We start from the raw sequence: 22,855 nt of genomic DNA, 5'->3' as shown, positions 1-22,855 counted from the left end.
AACGTGAAATCTTTGTCTGCGGTCTTGCTGCTCAGCGTCTTACCCGTGGCAGCTTTTGCTACACCAACACCTTTTGTTATTGATAAAGACCATAAAGGGCAATTAACTATTGAGCAGTTTGAAGGATCAAATAGCGACGGCGGGCGTTTCGAGGTGCTGTTACCCTCCGGAAAAACTCAGGAACTGGGCGGTTTTGAATTTATTGATGATGGTAAAAATCCGGGAGCCAGTTTCACTGATTTCAACTTCGATGGTTATAACGATATCGCCATCGATGTGCCGGTCGGCATGGTGAATTTTGAGACTTTCATCTACCTCTGGCAGCCTGAAGCAGGCCAATTTAAAGCACTAAAACCGAATAATCCTGGCGCCTGCGGCCAGTTTTCCGATGTGACGCTGGATGAGAAAAACAAAACCATCATTTCATCCTGCCGTGGCGGCCCAGTCTGGTATAGCGACAAATTTAAATACGATGATCAAGGGAAGCTTTATCTGGCCTCGGATATGGAATTAAACATGGGCGTTGCTCCCGATCACGACATTTCAACCTTCGCTTTTTTCGAACGATACTACGATCCTCAAGGTAAGAAAATCAGCCAACAGGCTATTGGGATTGAAGGTGAACCCTATGTTTATACAGTGAAAAATGAAAAGTTACGTCTGTATAATGCACCGAACAAAGCTCAGAAATCAGCGATGTATCTGGTGAAAGGCGATCAAGTCGCGATCGTGGATTTAACCGTTCTGGAAAACACCGATAAAACTTGGGTAAAAATCAAATATGCCAGCAAAAAGCGCGGTGATATTTATAAATGGGTCGCCGCCGATGAAACCGAACATTCAGCACCACAGGAGTCTGCGGTATTCAGGTAATGACCTCGCTTTAACCCCCCTCTCATTGAGTGACTTCTCCAGCGCGCCGATCCCGGCGCGCTTTTTTATGGCTAAAAACCCGGCCAGCTCCGTTTGAAACGATCGATTTGTAAGCTGGATCACAATGGCTGAAACGGGTTAGCAAAATGTTTTGCTAACTCAGGGTTAACTCCATTATGTTAGCCATGAAAAACCGGTTTAGCTGTTTAGCAAATAACAACGAATCACATATCGAGTGATATAAAAATGATGATAAAACCTAGCTATCTCGCTGTAACTATTGGACTTATTCTCTCATGCTCGGCCACCAGCGTTACGGCAGCTTCCACCAGTGACATTGAAGCGCGCTTAAATGCGTTGGAACAACGCTTACACCAGGCAGAGCGCCGGGCGCAACAGGCTGAAGCACGAGCAGAAATTGCAGAAAAACAGGCGAAAAAATTAGAAGCACGCACCGCGCAGGCGGAAGAAAAAACAGTAGAAGTGGCTAAGCGCACTGAGAAGCTGGAAAGCAAAACGCCAGCAGAAAGTGGCTTTGAGTTCCACGGCTATGCCCGTTCCGGGCTGCTGATGAATAGTAATGGTGCCCGTACCCAAGGCGGCCCGGACGTTACGCCAGCAGGCAGTACCGGCGGCAATATTGGGCGTTTGGGCAACGAACCCGATACTTACGTTGAGCTGAGTCTGGAGAAAAAACAGACTCTGTCAAACGGCGCAACGACTCGCTTTAAAGCGATGCTGGCAGACGGTCAGCGCGACTATAACGATTGGACCGGCAATAACAGCAAACTCAATGTGCGTCAGGCTTTCGTGGAATTAGGCTCTCTGCCGACTTTCACAGGCATATTCAAGGACAGTACTCTGTGGGCCGGTAAACGTTTCGATCGGGATAACTTTGATATTCACTGGTTGGATAGCGATGTGGTATTCCTCGGCGGCACCGGCGGCGGTATTTACGATGTGAAATGGAATGAAGATCTGAAAAGCAACTTTTCACTTTACGGTCGTAATTTCGGTGCCATTGAAGGCATCGATGATGACATCCAGAACTACATTTTCACTGCCAATAACTTCGCTGGCCCATTCCAGTTCATGCTAAGTGGCCTGCGTGCCAAGGATAACGATCAGCGGAAAATCAACGGCATTGTCGCCAGCGATAACGCAGCGGAGAAAGGCTTCCACGCTATGCTGGCCTACCACGGCGACAGCTTCTACGGCCTGCGCGAAGGAACAGCTAAAATCGCGGTGCTTTACGGCCACGGCTTAGGTGCCGAAGTAAAAGGCCTTGGCTCCGACGGCAATCTCAACGAAAGCGCCGATACCTGGCGTATCGCCACCTACGGCACCACGCCGCTCAGCAAGAACTGGAGTCTGGCACCGGCGATTATGGCTCAGCAGAGTGAAGATCGTTATGTTCAAGGTGACAGCTATAAATGGGTGACATTCAACGCCCGCTTTATTCAGGAAATTACCGAAAACTTTGCGCTGGCCTACGAAGGCACCTACCAATATATGAATTTAGACCCACGGGGCTACAACAACTATAAAGATGTCAGCGGCGGTTTCTATAAATTGACCTTCGCACCAACCTTTAAAGCCGGTGATATTGGGAATTTCTTCAGTCGTCCGGAACTGCGCGTTTTCGCTACCTATATGGACTGGAGCAAAGATCTGGATAACTACTCTCAGCAGGATGCTTTCGGTAAAAATGATTTTACCGCCGGTGGCCAATGGAACTTTGGTGTGCAAATGGAAACCTGGTTCTGATAATAACTGGCCGTCGAACCGCAATGACGGCGGACATACCATAAAGTCACCCTGTATATAAATAACAATGTATCGCTACGAGAAAGGCCGCTATGCGAATCTGAACGCGGCTTTGCTGGATAGAATGAGGGAAAAAAATGAACATGACTGAGACCGTTTCGGCTCTGCTCCCGCTGCTGGGAGGCAAGGAAAATATCGTCAGTGCCGCCCACTGTGCCACCCGTCTGCGGCTGGTATTGGCAGATGATAATCTGGTACAAAAATCCGCCATCGAAAAACTGGATGGCGTAAAAGGTTGCTTCAGTAACGCCGGTCAAATTCAGGTTATTTTCGGCACCGGTTTGGTCAATAAGGTTCACGCGGAATTTATCCGACAAACCGGCGTAAACGAATCCAGTAAATCTGAAGCAGCCGATCTGGCCGCAAAAAAACTCAATCCGTTCCAACGGGTCGCTCGTTTACTGTCGAATATTTTTGTGCCAATTATTCCGGCTATCGTCGCCTCTGGCCTATTAATGGGTCTGTTGGGGATGGTGAAAACCTATGGCTGGGCCGACGCCGACAACGCCATCTTTATCATGCTGGATATGTTCAGCTCCGCCGCCTTCATCATTTTGCCGATTCTGATTGGCTTTACCGCCGCGAAAGAGTTCGGCGGAAACCCTTATTTGGGTGCCACGTTGGGCGGGATTCTCACTCATCCGGCACTGACCAACGCCTGGGGCGTTGCGGGCGGCTTCCACACCATGAATTTTTTCGGATTAGAAATCGCCATGATCGGCTATCAGGGCACCGTGTTTCCGGTGTTACTGGCGGTCTGGTTTATGAGCATGGTGGAAAAACGGCTGCGAAAAGTGGTGCCTAACGCGCTGGATTTGATCCTGACGCCCTTCCTCACCGTGGTGATTTCCGGTTTTATCGCACTGCTGTTCATCGGCCCGGCAGGTCGGGTACTCGGCGACGGTATTTCAATGATCCTCAGCACTTTGATCACCCACGCAGGCTGGTTTGCCGGATTGCTGTTCGGCGGCCTGTATTCGGTGATAGTGATTACCGGTATCCATCATAGTTTCCACGCGATTGAGGCCGGATTACTGGGTAACCCAAACATTGGCGTTAACTTTCTGCTGCCGATTTGGTCGATGGCTAACGTTGCTCAGGGCGGTGCCTGTCTGGCGGTGTACTTCAAAACCAAAGATGTCAAAATCAAGGCTATCGCAGTGCCGTCGGCCTTCTCTGCCATGCTAGGTATTACCGAAGCGGCAATCTTTGGTATTAACCTGCGCTTTGTGAAGCCGTTTCTGGCCGCACTAGCCGGCGGCGCTCTGGGCGGTGCTTGGGTGGTTGCCAATCACGTCGGTATGACCGCCGTTGGTTTAACCGGCATTCCCGGTTTGGCTATCGTTCAAAGCAGTGCCATTGTCAGCTATCTGATTGGTTTGGTTATCGCTTTCAGCTCGGCCTTTATCATCTCGCTGCTGCTGAAATACAAAACGGACAGTGAATAATGCAAGAAGCCAGTTTACTCAAACAACTCACGTTGGCGGTGATGTCCGGTCAGGTTCGGGCCGCGCGGGATCCACATCGGCCCGGCTGGCATTTGGCTCCGTGCATCGGGCTGCTGAACGATCCTAACGGTTTTATCTATCACGCTGGCTACTATCATTTATTTTATCAATGGAATCCGCTGGCCTGCGCCCACGGCAGTAAATATTGGGGACACTGGCGCAGTGCGGATTTGATTCACTGGGAACATCAGCCTCTGGCGCTGGCACCGAGCGAAGAATATGAAAGCCACGGCTGTTACTCTGGCTCTGCGGTGATCCACGACGAACGCATTCACCTGATGTATACCGGTAATGTGAAATATCCAGATGGTAGCCGCACCGCATTTCAATGTCTGGCGCGAGAGAATGCGCGCGGAGAATTCGATAAGCTGGGGCCAGTACTGAGCCTACCTGCTGGCTATACCGGCCATGTGCGCGATCCGAAAGTTTGGCAGCACGACGGTCAGTGGTACATGGTGCTGGGCGCACAGGATCTTGAGCTGAAAGGCAAAGTGTTGCTGTTCCGTTCGCCGGATCTGCATCAATGGCAAAGTCTGGGTGAAATCGCTGGTTCTGGTATCAATGGTTTGAATGACTTCGGTTATATGTGGGAATGTCCGGATCTGTTTACGCTTGGCGACGAAGATGTGCTGATCTTCTGTCCGCAAGGGCTGGCAGCGGAGGCCGAACGTTATCGCAATACTTATCAGGCCGGTTATGTCTGCGGAAAACTCGATTATCAGCAAGGCCAGTTTAACCACGGTGCTTTCCACGAGCTGGACGCCGGATTCGAATTCTACGCCCCACAAACCACGCTGGCAGCGGATGGCCGCCGTTTACTGTTTGGCTGGATGGGCATTCCGAATCAGGATGAGTTATATCAGCCAACGGTGAATTACGGCTGGATTCACACGATGAGCAGTCCGCGCGAGCTGTCGCTGCGTAATGGCAAAATTATTCAGCAACCAGCCCGTGAATTAACCGCACTACGCACCGTTCTTTTCCAGTGGAAAGGAAGCGCCGATGCCGCACCACCGTTTCGCATCGACAATGCGGAAATCCAGTTGGAAATCAGCGGCGAGTTCACCCTACAACTGGCCGACACCATGACGCTGGAGTGGGACGGCGAGCGCCTGACTCTTAGTCGCAATAATCTGCGTACAGGCGAGCGAGAGTTCCGCTACTGGCGCGGTTCTGTGCATCAGTTACAGCTGCTTTTCGACCGCTGTAGCGTGGAAATCTTTATCAACAATGGTGAAGGCGTCATGACTTCCAGCTATTTCCCTCAGCCTGAACCACAGGCAATTTTCAGCGGCAAGGGTGAACTGCACCTGCGGCACTGGTTGTTACTGTCACCCATGTTAGAATAAGGGCATCTTTCCCGGTGGCAGATGCAGTCAGTGAAAAACAGTAAACGTATTACTATTAACGATATAGCTAAACTGGCTGGTGTGTCTAAATCGACCGCCAGCCTGGTTCTGAATGGTCGCAGTAAGGAATATCGTGTTTCTGACGAAACCCGGGATCGCATTATCGCTCTGGCCAACGAACACAATTACCAGCCAAGTTTCCACGCTCGTTCTTTGCGATCGACCCGCAGCCATACGCTGGGTCTGGTGGTGCCTGAAATGACCAATCATGGTTTTGCCCTGATTTCCCGCGAGCTGGAAATGCTGTGTCGCGAAGCCGGGTTACAACTGCTTATCGCCTGCACCGATGAAAATCCTAGCCAGGAAATGATGGCGGTGAACAGTCTGGTGCAGCGTCAGGTTGACGGTTTGATCGTCGCCTCCAGCCAGCTGAACGATAGCGAATACCAAAAGATCAACACTCGGCTGCCGGTGATACAAATGGATCGGCTGATCGGCGAATCGGATCTTCCACTGGTAATCACCGATTCTATTACCTCTACCGCCACGCTGGTGGAGAAAGTGGCGCAGCAACATCAGGATGAGTTTTATTTCCTCGGCGGCCAGCCGCGAATTTCACCGACGCGCGACCGCCTGAGCGGATTTCAGCAGGGTTTACAGCGCGCTGGCGTAGAATGTCGCCCGGAATGGATACTCAACGGCAATTATCTGCCTAGCTCCGGCTATGAAATGATCGCTCAACTTTGCGCTCAATTGGGCCGACCACCGAAAGCGGTATTTACCGCCGCCTGTGGCCTGCTGGAAGGGGTGCTGCGTTACCTGAACCAATATCAATTGATGGATAGCGATATTCACCTGTGCAGCTTTGACGATCATTACCTGTTTGACTGCCTGCCGCTAAAAATCGATACCATCGCTCAGGACTGCCAAGGGCTAGCGCGTCATAGCTTCGAGATGGTTACCGCTCTGATCGCCGAGCAACCGTTAGAACAGCAGCGGCTGATTCTGCCGGGGCAAATTCACTGGCGTCATCCAGACTCTAAAGCTTGATAGGTTGAAAGCTCACTATTCCCTCAGTCAATTCGCTGCGAATAAAGTGACAGCCGCATTTGCCTGCGGCTTCACAACAATTCAGACAATAATCAGAGTTAATAGTGATTCTCGGTTTTTGGAGATCACTGTCTGGTTGAGGTAAATCTATTTTGGCCCCAAAGTCTGCCCCGCTTCCTACTGAATCAGCTTACAACTCTCAGGCGCCGGCGGTTACGCCCGCACTGAATGATTCCTGGCAACGCTGTCATAAACTGATGCAACCCGCCACTTGGCGAATTCCGCATCGGGCGGCTGGCGCAACGTTCAGCTCGATATGCCAGCGTAAAAACGATCTGTTGGTTCTGGGACAAGCGGCGCTGGAAGATGCGTATGAATATATGGAATCCCGCGAGTGCAGCCTGCTTATTCTGGATGAAAGCGGCTGTACCCTGTGGCAATGCGGTCATCCGAAAACGCTGCGCCAGCTCAGTGAATTAGGTTTTACCGCCGGTAGCTACTGGGCCGAAGGTTTGATCGGTACTAACGCTCCGGCGCTAGCAATAGCCGAAGGTAACCCAATGCAGGTCAGCGGCAGTCAGCACTTTAAGCTGGCGCTACATCCGTGGCATTTCTGCGCAACGCCGGTATACGACAACAGCGGGCGACAGCGAGCCGTGATCGTGTTGGGCTGTTTGCTAACGGAAAAAGCCGCCAGTGATTTACCGCTGACTCTGGCTATCGCGCGGGAAATCGGTAATTCCCTGCATGCGGACAGCTTGCTGGCAGAAACCAATCGCCATTTGAATGAGTTAAACGCCCTGCTGGACGGCGTGGAGGACGGCGTGATGGCCTGGGATCAGCGTGGCTGCCTGCTGTATCTCAATCGGCGCGCCGCCGCCATTTTGCGGCTGGATGCAACCAATAGTCTGGGAAAACCGGTCAACCAGTTACTGACGCTTCCCGCTCTGCTGACCCACGCAATTCAGCAGCGCAGTCCTCTCAGTCACGTAGAGGTGACGTTTGAGAACCAACAGCAGTTTATTCCGGCGTTACTCACGCTAAAACCCATACCCGACGGCGATCGTTGCGGCTTTATCGCATTGTTGCATCCACAGGAACTGCTGCGCCAAATGGTACACAACCAATTGGGCCGGGCCAGCCATACCTTCGATGAGATGCCGGTTAGCTCTCTGGAAATGCGCCGTTTGGTTCGTTACGGCAAACAGGCAGCTAAAGGCCAGCATCCTATCTTGCTACACGGTGAAGAAGGCGTGGGAAAACAGCGACTAGGGCAGGCGATTCATAACGCCAGCGAACGATCCGATGGCCCTTATATCGCTTTGAACTGTCAGGCATTGCCGCAAAGCTTAATGGCACGAGAATTCCTCGGCAGCGATGCCAGCGAAGGCGAGGCCGGACAACCGAGTAAATTCGAGTTAGCCAACGGTGGCACATTATATCTGGAGCAGGTGGAATACCTGTCGCCGGAAATGCAGTCCGCGCTGCTGCAGATCGTTAAAACCGGCATTCTGATGCGCGTCAATTCCAATCGGGTGATTCCGGTGGATGTGCGGATTATTGCCGCCACTGGCGCGGATTTGCCGCTGCTAGTCAAACAGGGGCGTTTTCGCCGCCAGTTGTTCTATACCCTTCAGTCTTTCGAACTACATATCCCGCCGTTACGCCAGCGCCAACAGGATATTCAACTGCTGGTACACCATACCCTGCGGGATTTAGGGCAGCATTTTCACTGCCAGTATCAGACCGATGAAGACGTTAATCGCCAGCTCAATCAGTATCCGTGGCCGGGCAACGATCAGGAGCTGAAAAGCGTTGTCGAACGCGCTGCGATGTCCTGTCGCAATAACCGAATTCGTCTCAATGACTTACCTGAGCATTTGCTGGGTGAAAAATTGCTTCTTGAACCGGACGCCCCGCAGCCGCAGCCCGTGCTATCACTGCAAGAGCTAGAACGGCAGGCGATAATTCGCGCCGCGCTGGTGTGTCAGGGTCAGCTTAATGAAATGGCAACCTTGCTGGGCATTGGCCGCACCACACTGTGGCGTAAAGTGAAGCTGCACCGGCTGGATATCGGACAGTTTAAAGGCGGAGAAACGGTTTAATATCTTGATAGTTAAGCAGAGAAAAGGAGCCAATTCTGGCTCCTTTTCTCATATCGCTGAGAACATATTATTTTGCTGGAATATAGCTACTTTGATGGCGAGTCTCCTTCGCTCCGGTAGCTTACCCCTTGATTTTTAACACGCCACTGGCTGTATCCAGTTCAGCCATCATGCCTGTATGAGTGGCATCCAAACAGCCGCTCATCCCCACCGCCATTGGAATCCCCAAGGCGCGGGACAGGATCGCGCTGTGTGACACCGTGCTCCCCTGACTCAGGCAAATACCTTTTACTTGCTGTCGGCGCAGCCCGGCCAACGCCGATGGCATTAGCTCATCCGCCACCAGCAACGCGCTACCACCAATGTGCAACGAAACCAACGGCAAACCGGTCAGATGTCCCAGCGCCCGATTAAGAATATCGCGAATATCCAGCTCGCGAACCCGCAGGTATTCATCATCCAGCGCCTGATAATCCGCGGCCATTGCCATCAACTCACTTTGCAGGGCGGACTCGGCGCAAACACGTTCTTGAGCCATCCGCTGATTGACCGCCTGCTGCAGCTCTTCATCGCTGATTAGGAGCTGATGAGCGCTGAATATTTCCCCAAATTCTTCACCAAGCGTTTCTCCCACCTGCGCAGCCAGAGATTCCAAATCTGTCGCAGTTTGGATCAGCGCCCGTTGTAAACGTTGCTGTTCGTCCGCTACTTGTTCGGCACTGATAGTGCGGGGAATAAACGCCGTCATCGCAGGAGGAAGCTGGAGTATTGGCCCACGAACGACTCCGTTTGGCACCATAATTCCCGCTAGTTCCGCGTTATCCCCGTTCGCGACTGATTCACCAAAATGCTGCTGAGCCAAGTGTTCAAACGCAGCCAGCGCCAATTCGGCCTGAGCTCCGCGAGCTAGCAGGCGAATGGTATCCCCTTTACGTACTTGCAAAATCGCCAGTTGGTTCAGGCTACGTGGGTTCACGCATTTACCGCTCTTTTCCAGCAGTAGCTCGGCGTCAAAAGGTGCCAAAGCCTCCACCAACTTTGCCGCTGGGCGAACGTGTAAACCGTTGGGATTTTGCACTCGCCAGCTGACGCTTTGCGCATCATCGCCGAATCCCGTCGCAGAGCCAGATTCTTCCGACTGGATTTCTTCGCCTAATTGGCCACTTTTCGCCACCAGAGCGCCCATAGCTTCGGCACGAACCTGTTGTAATGATGAGCCTGCCGATGCCGCGACTACCGCCGCTAGCGTGCCTTCTACCAAAGGAGCCGCGCACAGCAACACATTGGCCGCCATCTCCGGATCGAGTAGGTCCAACGCGGTTTCAGCGCTCAGCACGGCGCTACCAAGATCCATCAACACCAATACCCCGGCGGGATCGTAAACTGACTCAATGGCTTCCATCACTTTAATGGCGTCAGTGCCGATGGGATGATCCACGTCGTCCACCCCTGCGGCCAGAGCCAACCGACATCCGCCCTGCGCCATTTGCTGCGCCAGCTCGGCAACGCCCTGAGCCAGTAACGCACTATGGGAAACTACAACGATATTGACCATCTTTCCTCCTGGAATCTGATACTGCCCTGCGGTTATCGCACCGGCCTGACGGACACACTTTTGATACTTTATGGCAAGCAGTTCATGGAACGCGCATGGCTAACGGCTGGTTACCTGCAATAACGCCTGCATCATTAGCATGGCCGAAGTCGCGCCGGGGTCCTGATGGCCAATACTGCGTTCACCGAGATAACTGGCACGGCCTTTACGCGCCTGCATGGTAATGGTGCTGGCCAGCGCCTGCTGCGAGCGTTCCACCGTTTGTTGCAATGCGTCCACCACTGATAAACCTTGCTGATTGGCCTTTTCCAACTGATCCACAACAGCCCACCAGACATCGCACATGGTTTTATCACCGGGTTCTGCCTTACCGCGCATCACTACGCCCTCAACGCCGTCCTTAAACATTTGGCACAGAGCGGAAAGATCGAGGCTTTGTTTAGCATTAGTACTCTGCGCCGCTCGGATAAAGAACGTGCCAAACAGCGGGCCACTGGCTCCACCTACGCTGGATAACAACGTCATACCGGTGTTTTTCAGGATGAACCCAATATCTTTGTCTGCCACCGAAGGGAGCTTTTCGACCACTTTGTTAAAACCGCGATTCATGTTCAGCCCGTGATCACCATCGCCAATTTCAGTGTCTAGCTGAGTGAGGAAATCCCGTTGTTGAGTAAAAACCTCGGCGCATAGTTGCAGCCAATTGACGATATCTTGTTTGGTTAATCCCATTTTTTCCTCCGACATTTAACAACCCCAACGCAGCGCAGGAGTATTGACCGGTGCGTCCCACAGCGTGAGTAATTCATCATCCACTTTTAGCAACGTAATCGACATACCCTGCATATCCAGCGAAGTACAGTAAGAGCCAATCAGTTTACGTTCGACTTTCAAACCAAACTCGGCGCAGCGCGCGGCTAACCGATGCCAAACGCCGTACAGCTCAGACAGCGGCGTAGCGCCCAGATTATTCACCAGCACCACGACTCTATCCCCTGCCGCCAACGGCTGTTTGCTCTGACGAGTTTCCTGCCAATCGCCCAGCTGGCGATCCCAGTGGCGCAACGTGCGTTGATACTGTCCGTGTTCGATCAACGTCTGGAACATTGCGTCAACGGTGCTATCCAGGGAGGTAAAGGAACGGCGTTCAATGCCCGGCTCGCCGTGGATACCCACGCCAAACTCCATTTCATTTTCAGCCAAAATAAAGGACGGTTTACCCGCCGCAGGCACCGTACAGGCTCCCAAGGCAATCCCGATGGAATGTCCCTGATTATTGATTTTTTGTCCTAACGCCACGCATTCATCCAGTGAATCACCGCGTTCGGCGGCAGCACCTAATAATTTTTCGATCAGCACCGTATTAGCGACGCCACGGCGTCCGGCGGTGTACAGGCTGTCTTTTACCGCGACATCGTCATCAATCACCAGCGTGGCAACGGCGGTGCCTTCGCTGTGCAGCAGTTCGGCTGCGGTTTCAAAATTAAGAATGTCGCCGGTGTAGTTCTTTATCAGCATTAACACGCCTTTCCCGCCGTCGATAGCCTGACCGCACTCGAACATTTGATCCGGCGTTGGCGAAGTAAAAATCTCACCGGGACAGGCACCGTCCAGCATTCCTGCACCAATAAAGCCGCAGTGCATCGGTTCATGACCGCTGCCGCCACCGGACATCAGCGCCACTTTGCCTTGTACCGGCGCATCTCGGCGAGTAATAAACAGCGGTTCCTGATGCAGAGTCAGTTCCGGATGCGCTTCCACTAAACCTTGAATTTGTTCCTGTAAAACGCTTTCAACGCTATTAATCAGTTTTTTCATGCTGTGCTCCATAAAGAGGCTCGTTTACCCGTGTGGGGCAGAACCGAGCGACCCACAGGCGGCCCGGTTCGTTATCACAATGAATTCAACTTAGTTGAGGAAAGCGCGCCCCAGCCTATCGGCAACCAAAATCGCCGCGTAAACACTGTCCGGCGTAACGGCAAACGGCATATTGTGGATGGTTTCACCCTCGGCACAGCTGGCTTCGGCCACTGCGCGGATTTTCTTTTCGATATCCTGATGAACGCCCATTTCGCCCAGCGTGATGGGTAACCCCAATTGCTGACAAAAATCGAGTACGGTTTCAATTTGCTCCATGCTGCTGTTTTGCAGCACCAACTGTGTCAGCGTACCGAAAGCCACCTTCTCGCCGTGATACAGGTGGTGGCACTCTTCCAGTACGGTAAAACCGTTATGAATGGCATGCGCCGCCGCCAGACCGCTGCTTTCAAAACCAATGCCGCTCAGGTAAGTGTTGGCTTCAATAATGCGTTCTACCGCTTCGGTAACCACACCGGCTTCTACGGCCAGCTTAGCTTTGTAACCTTCCGTCAGCAGCGTGTCGTAGCACAAACGCGCCAACGTCACGGCGGCTAGCGTTGAGGCTCCGCCCGCCATACTGATAGCTTTGGCATCAAAACAGGCTTGTGCTTCAAAATAGGTAGAAAGCGCATCCCCCATACCGGCAACTAATAAACGCACCGGTGCTTTGGCGATAATCGCGCTGTCCATCAGAACAATATCCGGATTTTTTGGATAAATGAGATATTCAGCAAACTCCCCTTCTTCGGTATAAATCACCGACAGGGCGCTGGTTGGCGCATCGGTTGAGGCAATAGTTGGCACTACGACCACCGGAATATGTTGATAGTGGGCGATGGCTTTCGCCGTATCCAGGGTTTTACCGCCGCCGATACCGATCACTCCGTTACAACCGTGTTTTTTCAGCTCTACGGTCAGGCGTTCAATTTCCTTACGAGAGCATTCGCCGCGGAACTGGCTGAAGTGATATTTAACATCGCTGACCTGCAGGCTGCTGCCAACGGTATCCGACGTGAGTTTCATGACGAAGTCATCGGCGATGACGAAATAGTTATTTGCCAATAGCTTAGCGAACTCACCAATAGACTGAAGTGCGTTAGCGCCTTGTATATATTTAGACGGAGATTGAATGACTTTAAGCATATCTGGCTCCTGAAGCGTAAATGTATTTTAGAAGGTGGCGTCTCGGGTCAGCATCGGTCTTTGGCGGGAGACGGTTTTACTTTGGCTAAAACCACTATAGAGCGAGAAAAACCGTTGAGTAACCGGCAGGGAAAACGTTCCATTATGAAACCACCAATGGAAATTCGAGTTTCATTGTGAAACAAAGAGGGTTGTTAATTCAGTTAATAAGAGAGCTGGCGCACAGATGGGAAAATCGAGGAACGATAAAAAAGCGTTTTTATAAATAAGGTTCTGACCACAGCCGAAAAAAAACCGTCCATCGGACGGTTTTTTAGCTGAAAAAATACATTACTCGGTAGTCGGCTGCGGTTTTGGCTCTGGATTCATACAGCTGTAAATCACCGGCAATACCAGTAAAGTCAGTACCGTTGCAAAACCCAGACCGAACATAATCACCACCGCCATACTTTGGAAGAACGCATCGCTCAGCAGCGGCGCCAGCCCCAGAACCGTGGTAAAGGCCGTGAGCATAATTGGCCGTAAACGGGCGGTCGAGGCATCAATAATGGCATCCCGCAGCGGTTTTTCCTGTCGCTGTAGGCTAATTTCTTCTACCAATACGATCCCGTTACGAATCAACATACCGCTCAGACTTAATAGACCAAGTAACGCCATAAAACCAAAAGGAATTCCGGTTAATAGGAAACCAACGGTCACGCCAATCAAAGCTAAAGGCACCGTTAGCCAGATAGCCAAAGCGTTACGTACCGAGCTAAACATCAGCACTGTAACGACAAACATGATAATGAAGGCGATTGGCAAGCTGGTGAAGATCCCCTGCTGTGCCTCTTTCGTACTTTCGTAATCGCCTCCCCACTCCAGTTCATAGCCCGACGGCAGTTTGATCGCTTCGATATTCGGCCTGATCCGCTGTAACAACTCGGCGGAAGTTTCCCCGCCTTCCGATGTTGGATCGGTTTGCACCGTTAACGTGCGTTTACGATCCAAACGCATAATGAGTGGATCTTCCCATTCGGTTTCAAAGCTGGTGACAACGTTATCGATAGGAATAAACGCCTGACGCGCTTGGCTCCATACCATGACATCGTTGAGCCTTTCTGCGTTCAACCGCTCGGCGTCCGGTGTCCGAAGGACAATCGGCATCAACCGCGTACCATCCCGATACAACCCGACCGGCAAGCCGCCAAAGCTCATCCGCAGAGTGCTATCCACTTCACGCTTATCTACGCCCAGTTCACGCCCCAGATAGTCTGAGAATTGCGGACGGATCATTTTGCTGCGATCCTGCCAATCATGACGCGCGCCATCAGCCAGAGGATCGGCCACAATCACTTTTTCGGCCTGCGTAGCCAGAGATCGCAATACGTCCGGATCTGGCCCGTTAAATCGCGCTTCGATCGCGCTGTTATTGGATGGCCCGAACATGATGCGCTTCAACCGCGCATTCACCTGCGGGTATTCATCCTGCATAAATTGTTCGGTTTCTTCGATCAATCCGGGAATGCGATTCAACCGATCGGTACGCACCATAATTTGCGCATAGTTAGCATATTGCCGCTCGCCGTTATAGGTCAGCATAAAGCGCATCGCGCCCTGACCAATAGTGCCAACGGTATCGGTAACGCCCTCCTGCTCCTTGATATGCTTTTCTACTTCCGCCGCGATGCTTTCGGTATAGCTAATATCCGTGCCATACGGCAGCCATAAGTCGACAAAAAAGATCGGCGTATTCGAAGGCGGGAAAAAGCTCTGCCGCACGCTACCAAAGCCGTAAATAGACGCCACCAGCATCGCAGTCAGTACCACCAGCGTGATGCTGCGATGCTGCAATAGCTTATTCAACACCACCCGATAGTTACGGAATAACCAGCCGTCATAAGGCTGCTTAACCGGCTTATCTTCATCAACCGGAGCCGATTTTTGGTTTTGGAAGGCCCATTTGGCGAATACCGGGGTTAAGGTCAGCGCCGTGAACCAACTCAGCATTAACGAAATCAGTAATACTTCAAACAGCGAGCGGCAATATTCGCCGGTGGAATCATTTGATAAACCAATAGGTGCAAAGGCCAGAATCGCGATGATCGTGGCGCCCAGCAACGGGAACATCGAGCGCTTCACCACTTTACTGATCGCGGTGAAAATATTATCTCCCCGCTGGCGCCCAACCAGCACTCCCTCCACCACCACGATGGCATTATCCACCAACATACTGAGGGCGATAATTAATGCACCAAGGGAGATACGCTGCAATTCAATATTAAACAACCACATAATCAATAATGTCCCCAGCACGTTCAGTGCCAGAGAGAGCGCGATAACAATGCCGCTGCGCGCGCCCATAAAGATTAATAAGGTAACGACCACGATCAGTAACGCCAGCAGGAAGTTGAGGATAAAGCCGTTTACCGCGCCTTCCACTTCATGAGACTGATCGTAAAAAATACTGATGTGCATGCCGGATGGCCGTTCAGGCTCTAGCTGCGCTAACCGCAATTTAACGGCATTCCCCACCGTGACGACGTTGACGTTAGGCGCAAAAGAAATCCCCACCCCCAATGCAGGCTGACCATTCGCACGATAAATATTTGTAGGCGAATGAGTCACTCCCTGAGTCACGGTGGCAATATCACGCAAATAGACGCTTTTCGGGCTGCCCGGCTGGCTGACCAATAAGTTTCCCAATTCCTGCACGCTATTAAATTCACCGGTTGGATGCAGGCGGATCGATTCGCTGCCAACCAACAGTTGCCCGGAGTTGGAAACCACGTTCTGGCGACTCAGCAAATCCGATAAATGCTGCGGAGTAATACCGGCGGCGGTCATCTGCGCCCGCGAAATATCAATCTGAATTTCTTCCGGTAAAATGCCGGCAATAGCGACTTTCCCAACGCCGTTAACCAGTACCAACTCGCGGCGTAATTGCTCGCCAAAATTACGTAAATCCTGATTGGTGTAGCCCTCTCCCGATAGCGAGAAGAAGAAACCATATACATCGCCAAAATCGTCATTAACCAGCGGCGTACCGGCCCCAGGAGGCAAACGGGCGCTGTTATCACTGATTTTTCGGCGTAACTCATCCCAGATTTGCGGCAGTTCGTTCGGCCCGTATTGGGAACCTACGTTGACGGTAATTTGCGATAAACCGGCGCTGGAGATTGACCTGACGTTATCGACGTAAGACAGCTCCTGGATGGCATTCTCCAGCGGCAGCGTCACCTCCTCTTCCACCTGCTGCGCCGAGGCTCCTTCGTAGCGAGTGACTACCACCGCGGTTTTAATGGTAAAAGCCGGATCTTCCAAACGGCCGATATTCAGATAGGCAATAAGTCCGCCAATTCCTAGCAACAGAATCGTTAGCCAGATTCGCGTGTTATTGTTGATGAAATTGTCCGTTAGCTTCATTACAGACCCCGCTCACGGACCCACGCCCGCACCAACTGCTGTGGACGAAGCTCGCTGGTACCGGCGGCAACAATCTGCTCACCGTCGTTCAAACCCGAAGTAATCCGGATACCGTTGGCCATCAGCTGCCCGACCTGCACTTCCCGTTCTTCAACGTGGAGCTGGCCTTTATCCTCTTTAACTACCCAAACTCGCGCATCATTGAGCTGGGTGCTATCGGGATTAAATACCGCTTCTACCGGCACAATAATCGATGCGTTCGTCGAACCAGTTAATTTATGCGTATTGATACGAACGCTACCGCTGATGCCAGACAACAGCGGTAAGTCCGGCGGACGTTTCATGGTCAGCGTCACCTGGAAAGTCATGGAGCCAGCGCTGGTGGAGGTAGTGTGCTCTTTATATTCGGCCAGGAATTCCCGATCCGGTAAATGGTTTAAACGCACCGTAGGGTGATAATCCTTGTTACCAATATCCAATGCGGTAAATAAACGTTCCGGCACGCTAAATACCACGTCCAGCGTATCCAGTGCGCTCAAGGTCGCAACCACCTGCCCCGGGGCCATGACCTGATGATTACGCGCGCTAACGTTAGCAATCACACCGTCAAAAGGCGCGCTGATGGTGGCATCACTCAGCTCTTTGCGAGCGATATCCAGCGCTGCCTGAGCGGATTCCAGCTCGGCTCGGCGAATATCCAGCTCAGCGCGAGAAATGGCATTGCGCCCTTGCAAGGTATTAAAACGATTGAACTGATCGCGAGCCAGATTAAACGCCGATTGGCGATCCCGTACTCTCAAGGTCAGATCGGTGTTATTCAACATCGCAATATTCTGCCCTTTCTTAACCTGTTCACCTTCTCGCACCAGTAATTGCTGAAGCTGTCCCGCACGTTTAAATGACAGTTGCGTTTCATCCCCAGCCTGCAATCGCGCCGGGAAATAACGCACGCCGTTCTGGCCGCTGTCTTCAACCGTAAATATTTTTACCGGGCGCACGCTTTCCATCACTTCAGGCGCAGGTTTATCGCAGCCAGCCAATAACAGCGTTGCCAACAGAGTCACTACAATTTTTGTCTTCACTATAAAGATCTCGTTCAATCAAATATTGGGGTTGCAATTGCGCAACAGCGGTTGAAACGCACCAGCAAAAATCGGGTTAAAAAGTGAAAATATGATGACATTGTGGTTAGGATTAGCCGCAGATAGCTTCGCAACGACAGAAACAAACGGCCTAACATCATCAGATTTACATTCTGTTTATCCCTTATCTCAGCGCCCATTGACTGCGTTCTTGCTATCGGTTTTGTTATCGGTTTTTTTTATCACTTTGCGAATCAGCTTATTCATCAGCGTTAGCAGAACTCCGCCAGTCAACATGCCCAAAAAGTAAATCAGGACGATCAGCACGGACAAGGGCAAGGTTATCTCATTAAAGAGTAGCGATACCTGAACGGCGCCGCTGTTCTGAAAGGCAAAAAGAGTGGTTAATGTGACAATTAACAGAAAAAGTACCGTATAAACGTATTTCACAGTGCCGTCCTTTTCTAAAAATCTATTACGTCGCCCAAAACACTCGGCGATTTTAAATACAGATAGCCGACAGCAAACCAGCGTGATAACACTGTCCACTCTCGACTATTTTTTAAGAGCACTGTCGCCAGCTGGCGAGAACCGTTCCGCAGCTGGCGGTTATCAGCAATTAAAAATCAACGGCATCGCGGATAAGCGGGCAAGTCATACAGTGACCGCCCCCGCGACCACGGCCTAATTCACTGCCCACAATTTCAATCACTTCCACCCCTTCTTTACGCAGCTGAGTGTTGGTTTTGGTATTGCGATCATACGCCATGACCACGCCCGGAGAGATGGCGACCATATTATTGCCGCTGTCCCACTGCTGGCGCTCAGTGTCGTAATCGTTGCCCTCAGTTTCCACAACTCGTAGTTTTTTCAGATTGAGCGCACCGGCTACCGCGTCAACAAAGGTGCCTTTATCTCGGCTCAGCTTCATGCCAGTCGGGCCAACATCCGGACGTAGTGAGAAAGTCTGGATCTGATTAACAATCGCCGGGTAAAGCGTCACCACATCGCGATCGCAGAAGGTGAAAACCGTATCCAGATGCATGGCAGCGCGCAGCTTCGGCATCGCCGCAATCATCACGCGCTCAACCCCAGATTTCTTATTGGAAAACAGTGAAGCTGCCAGTTGCGTAATCGCCTGATGGGAAGTTCGCTCGCTCATACCAATCAGGACGGTTTTATTCCCAATCGGCATCACATCGCCGCCTTCCAGCGTGGCTGAACCGTGGTGCTGAGTCGGATCCCCCCACCATACATTGATATCGGCATTGGCGAAATCAGGATGGAATTTATAAATCGCCGTAGTCAGGATGGTTTCTTCATGGCGAGCAGGCCAGTACAGCGGATTTAACGTCACGCCGCCGTATATCCAACAGGTGGTATCGCGGGTGTATAAAGTGTTTGGCAACGGCGGCAGTAAATACTCGGTAATACCGACGGCTTCACGAATCAGCTTCAATTCTTCTTTGTCGCACTTACCCACTTCGTGTAATTCACGCGTAGATAAACCGCCAATCAGAAACTCAGCCAGCGTTCGCGGATCCAAACCTTCGAGGAAACTGCGGGTTTCATGCAAAATGCCTAACGAAACTTCATTAGGTACAATTTGCTGATCCAAAATCCATTTTTTTGCCACCGGATTATGCAGGGTCTCAGTCAGGAGATTGTGCATTTCTACTACGTCCACGCCTCTTTCACGCATTTTGGTCATGAAATCGAAATGGTCGCGCTTGGCTCTTTCTACCCACAAAACATCATCAAATAATAATTCGTCACAGTTACTTGGTGTCAGACGGTTATGGGCTTTACCCGGCGCGCAAACCAGAACTTTGCGTAAAGTACCAACCTCTGAATGTACGCCGTAAGCGCCTGACTTCTTGGTTTTCTTATCCGACATAATAGCTCCAGTAAATTATATGGTGATGATTCCGGTGAAAATGCTATACAGCGCGACCGCCGCTGCGATAATCACGATGGCAAACAAGATTTTTTCAGCGCCATTAAAGACTTTCTGATGCTGCTCGCGTTTCGCCATAATGAACAGGATGGTACCTGGACCGTAAATAATGGCGGACAACAGCAGATATTTCATGCCACCGGCGTACAACATCAGCGCCGCGTAGAAGGTGGCGATCAATGCAAAAATCAGATCTTTTCGATGGCCTTTAGCATTGGTTTCGTAGGTTTCGCCGGTCCAGGCTAATTTCAGACCGTAAGCACCCACGAGCAGATAAGGAATCAACGTTAGAGAACTGGTTAACTCCAGTGCCAGTTGGAAGGCATAATCGGTAAATAGCGTCAGAACTAAGAATATTTGCACAAAAATATTGGTCAGCCACACCGCAGCGGAGGGTACTGCATTACTATTTTCCGTCGCAAATATTCTTGGCATACTGTTACTTTTGGCCGCAGAAAAAAGCACTTCGGCCGCCAGCAATGACCAGGATAAATAAGCACCGAGCACGGAAATAATCAGTCCGACGCTGATAAATATTGCGCCCCAGCGTCCTACTATGGCTTCTAATACACCGGCCATGGAGGGTTGACGCAGAGCGGCTAAATCAGGTCGCAGCATGACGCCGTAAGACAGCATGGTGATTAATACCAGCAGACACAGCACGCCAATAAAGCCTAAAACCGTCGCAATACCAACGTGACTGCGTTCTTTAGCGTAACGTGAATAAACGCTGGCACCCTCAATGCCCAGGAACACAAATACCGTGACCAGCATGGTACTGCGCACCTGCGAGAATAGTGATTCAGGCTCGGCTACCACGGTGCTCATTGCCGCCGCCGCGTGGCCAACGTAGCCATAATCATTAAGATGAGATAAATCAGCCCCTTTGACGACATCCGGCGTTCCCCAGAAGTTCAGCGCAAAGACATCGCCTTTAAAGGCAAAAATCAGAACGATAACAAAGATAAAGATCGGGATAATTTTCGCGAAGGTGGCAATGGTATTTATCGCTGCGGCTTCTTTAACTCCGCGTAATACCAGAATATGGAAGCCCCATAAGATCACCGAGGCGACTAATACCGCCGGAATAGTATTACCGTCACCGAATATTGGGAAAAACGCGCCTAGGGTAGATTTGATCAACACAAAATAAGAGACATTACCAATACAGGTACCGGCCCAAAAACCCAGGGCTGAGGCGAATCCTAGATAATCTCCAAAACCTTCTTTAGCGTAAATGAATACGCCGGAATCCAGATTAGGTTTGCGCTGCGCTAACGTTTGAAAAACGAAAGCCAGCATTAACATACCGCCACCGGCGATACACCAGGCAATAATGGCGCCGAATCCCCCCGTTGCTCGTCCGAATGTCGCTGGCAGGGAGAAAATACCCGCGCCAATCATCGAACCAACTACAAGAGAAGTCAGTGCGGGTAACGATAGTTTATTCGCTGATGAGTTTGCCATGATTCTCTCAATGACGTTGGATAGGTTAATAAATGTAGATTCTGTTTAGGCGATCAGCAGAATCAACCTGAACCAGCTCAGGAATAGAAATACATCTTTATCATAGTCAGATTTAAAACTATTGCGTAATATCCCGAAAGTAGGCTGGATTTTTCAAAATGTAAATCATTGAAAAAATTATCACACATATTACAAATGGCCAAAAGTGATCCACATCATGATTTATGATTATTATCAATCAACGAATTACGCATCACATTAAATTTATTAGCCAATTTCACCACAGTGTTTTGATTTCCTTATAATCACCGCGCATTAAATTTTAATGACAAAGAATCAGATAACTCTGCCAATTCAAAACAAATAAACCCCGCCTTGATATTAGGTATTGCACCACCTATGATTAATAGTTGGATTGGTAAACAAAAATGATAAAAATACAATAAAATCAATAAATTAATAAAAAACAAACCATGGAAAATAAATTTTTGTTAATCCTTGCTATCCCTAAGGTTTTAACGTTAAAAATGTAGTGATAACCACACTACAGACTCAATCTTATTATGAGTGTTTAAAAATAAAAACATCCTGCTTAAAACTCCTATATTCATAAGCATTCTGTTGCCAAGAGCAAATGAATAGAGTCAGACAATAATGGGATTATTCCTATAACAAATAGTGACTGTTAATTCGAAAAAAACCGCACACCAATAACACATGTTATTATCATGTTAAGTGCTTTAAGTTACATTTATCCACTTATAAATAATAAATACTCATTTTCTATGCATTAGATTCTCACAACATTGGAGTCGGTCAAAAGCAAATCAAGCAGCATAAAAACCCACCGCAAACGTCTAATTAAAATATATAAACTAAAAAATGAGTATTTATTTTCCACAAATTCATTTTCACTCGGCTGTACAGAAAACAAACTAATTATTATTTATCAATATATCCATCACCAATGCTTAGTCATGATTCATTCATTTAAATATCGCCATCTTGATAGAAAAAAGTAAATTAAATTATTTTTCACCTATTTTTTATTCACAAAAAATCAAATAAAAAACCGATAATACAGAGATCGTGATGGCTTGTTAATTTTTTTACTGTTTATTTTGTATAAATTATTAGCATTATTTAATGAATTATCTATATTTTCCTAAAGCTACTCAACTATTACACTTTAAGCTGATCAAACCTCTATTTTTTCTGAGAAAATAATCCATATACAGACAGCGGAGACAGAATATAATGTAATTCCGTTAGCTTCAGATATGTCATCAAACAGTCTTATTTACAGTACAAATTTCATACTACCAAGTTATTATTCTACTCACCAAAATTCTGCACTATAAATGCAAACCTGCATCTACAAACTCACCGCATCAAACCTCTCAGATCCAGCTACAGCGCCACTTCGGCACTCGTTCTAGTATGCCATTCCAGATACTGCCCACGCCTGAATTAAACCTGTGCGCTATGCCTGCTAAGAGCAGCCTTATTAACAGAGTAGTTAATCCGGTGCTGTACCCATAATGGCGATTATTTACCCAATAAGAAAAAAAACGCTGCTCCGGGTTATTTAACGTGGCTGAGTAGAATGAGAATAAAATGGTTTCTAGATTCTGAGATTTATGATTTGAATGGGAAATATATAATTGGGTTTAT

General features: G+C 49.9%; 15 protein-coding genes. 6 read left to right on the top strand and 9 right to left on the bottom strand.

Annotated elements, in window-relative coordinates; genetic code table 11:
• Nucleotides 1-3: 3 nt before the first annotated feature.
• The 6 genes from DBA33_RS00130 to dhaR all read left to right on the top strand — a co-directional run bounded on the left by DBA33_RS00130 (nt 4) and on the right by dhaR (nt 8,712).
• On the top strand, nt 4-873 hold the full coding sequence (locus DBA33_RS00130; RefSeq protein WP_064516263.1) for an SH3 domain-containing protein: 870 nt from the start codon (nt 4-6) through the stop codon (nt 871-873).
• 246 nt (nt 874-1,119) lie between these two features.
• Nucleotides 1,120-2,640, top strand: coding sequence for a carbohydrate porin (locus DBA33_RS00125; protein ID WP_084414336.1), 1,521 nt, complete (start codon nt 1,120-1,122; stop codon nt 2,638-2,640).
• A 137-nt stretch (nt 2,641-2,777) separates the two neighbouring features.
• Entirely contained in the window at nt 2,778-4,148 is a 1,371-nt protein-coding gene (locus DBA33_RS00120) for a sucrose-specific PTS transporter subunit IIBC (protein WP_120805169.1), read from the top strand.
• On the top strand, nt 4,148-5,557 hold the full coding sequence (locus DBA33_RS00115) for a sucrose-6-phosphate hydrolase (protein WP_064516259.1): 1,410 nt from the start codon (nt 4,148-4,150) through the stop codon (nt 5,555-5,557). The genes DBA33_RS00120 and DBA33_RS00115 overlap by 1 nt, the downstream gene beginning before the upstream one ends.
• A 21-nt stretch (nt 5,558-5,578) precedes the next feature.
• Complete coding sequence (locus DBA33_RS00110; protein ID WP_064516257.1) at nt 5,579-6,607, top strand: LacI family DNA-binding transcriptional regulator; 1,029 nt, start codon at nt 5,579-5,581, stop codon at nt 6,605-6,607.
• Between the two features lie 152 nt (nt 6,608-6,759).
• Nucleotides 6,760-8,712, top strand: coding sequence for a dihydroxyacetone kinase operon transcriptional regulator DhaR (gene dhaR / locus DBA33_RS00105; RefSeq protein ID WP_064516255.1), 1,953 nt, complete (start codon nt 6,760-6,762; stop codon nt 8,710-8,712).
• Between the two features lie 121 nt (nt 8,713-8,833).
• Here dhaR and dhaM read toward each other — a convergent pair whose 3' ends face one another.
• From dhaM to DBA33_RS00060, 9 genes are all read right to left on the bottom strand, one after another.
• On the bottom strand, nt 8,834-10,267 hold the full coding sequence (gene dhaM / locus DBA33_RS00100; protein WP_120805167.1) for a dihydroxyacetone kinase phosphoryl donor subunit DhaM: 1,434 nt from the start codon (nt 10,265-10,267) through the stop codon (nt 8,834-8,836).
• Nucleotides 10,268-10,366: 99 nt separating this feature from the next.
• Nucleotides 10,367-10,999, bottom strand: coding sequence for a dihydroxyacetone kinase subunit DhaL (gene dhaL, locus DBA33_RS00095; RefSeq protein WP_064518428.1), 633 nt, complete (start codon nt 10,997-10,999; stop codon nt 10,367-10,369).
• Nucleotides 11,000-11,014: 15 nt separating this feature from the next.
• A complete protein-coding gene (gene dhaK / locus DBA33_RS00090; protein ID WP_064516251.1) occupies nt 11,015-12,085 on the bottom strand; it encodes a dihydroxyacetone kinase subunit DhaK in 1,071 nt (356 codons plus the stop codon).
• A gap of 90 nt (nt 12,086-12,175) precedes the next feature.
• Nucleotides 12,176-13,270 carry a glycerol dehydrogenase gene (locus DBA33_RS00085; protein WP_064516249.1) on the bottom strand — a complete coding sequence of 365 codons (1,095 nt, stop codon included), beginning with the start codon at nt 13,268-13,270 and terminating at the stop codon, nt 12,176-12,178.
• Between the two features lie 330 nt (nt 13,271-13,600).
• Complete coding sequence (locus DBA33_RS00080) at nt 13,601-16,675, bottom strand: efflux RND transporter permease subunit (RefSeq protein ID WP_064516247.1); 3,075 nt, start codon at nt 16,673-16,675, stop codon at nt 13,601-13,603.
• The gene (locus DBA33_RS00075) at nt 16,675-17,757 is read right to left on the bottom strand and encodes an efflux RND transporter periplasmic adaptor subunit (protein ID WP_064516244.1); all 1,083 of its coding nucleotides are present in this window, start codon (nt 17,755-17,757) and stop codon (nt 16,675-16,677) included. Before DBA33_RS00075 ends, DBA33_RS00080 begins: the two co-directional genes overlap by 1 nt.
• Before the next feature lie 189 nt (nt 17,758-17,946).
• Nucleotides 17,947-18,207: a LapA family protein gene (locus DBA33_RS00070; RefSeq protein ID WP_064516242.1), complete on the bottom strand. Its 261-nt coding sequence runs from the start codon at nt 18,205-18,207 to the stop codon at nt 17,947-17,949.
• A gap of 169 nt (nt 18,208-18,376) precedes the next feature.
• The gene (gene arcA, locus DBA33_RS00065; protein ID WP_120805165.1) at nt 18,377-19,654 is read right to left on the bottom strand and encodes an arginine deiminase; all 1,278 of its coding nucleotides are present in this window, start codon (nt 19,652-19,654) and stop codon (nt 18,377-18,379) included.
• A 15-nt stretch (nt 19,655-19,669) separates the two neighbouring features.
• On the bottom strand, nt 19,670-21,181 hold the full coding sequence (locus DBA33_RS00060; protein ID WP_064516238.1) for a basic amino acid/polyamine antiporter: 1,512 nt from the start codon (nt 21,179-21,181) through the stop codon (nt 19,670-19,672).
• Nucleotides 21,182-22,855 lie beyond the last annotated feature (1,674 nt).

This window comes from Yersinia sp. IP36721 (genome assembly GCF_003634395.1).
GTDB lineage: Bacteria > Pseudomonadota > Gammaproteobacteria > Enterobacterales > Enterobacteriaceae > Yersinia > Yersinia entomophaga.
This window is presented reverse-complemented; position numbering and strand designations above follow the sequence as displayed.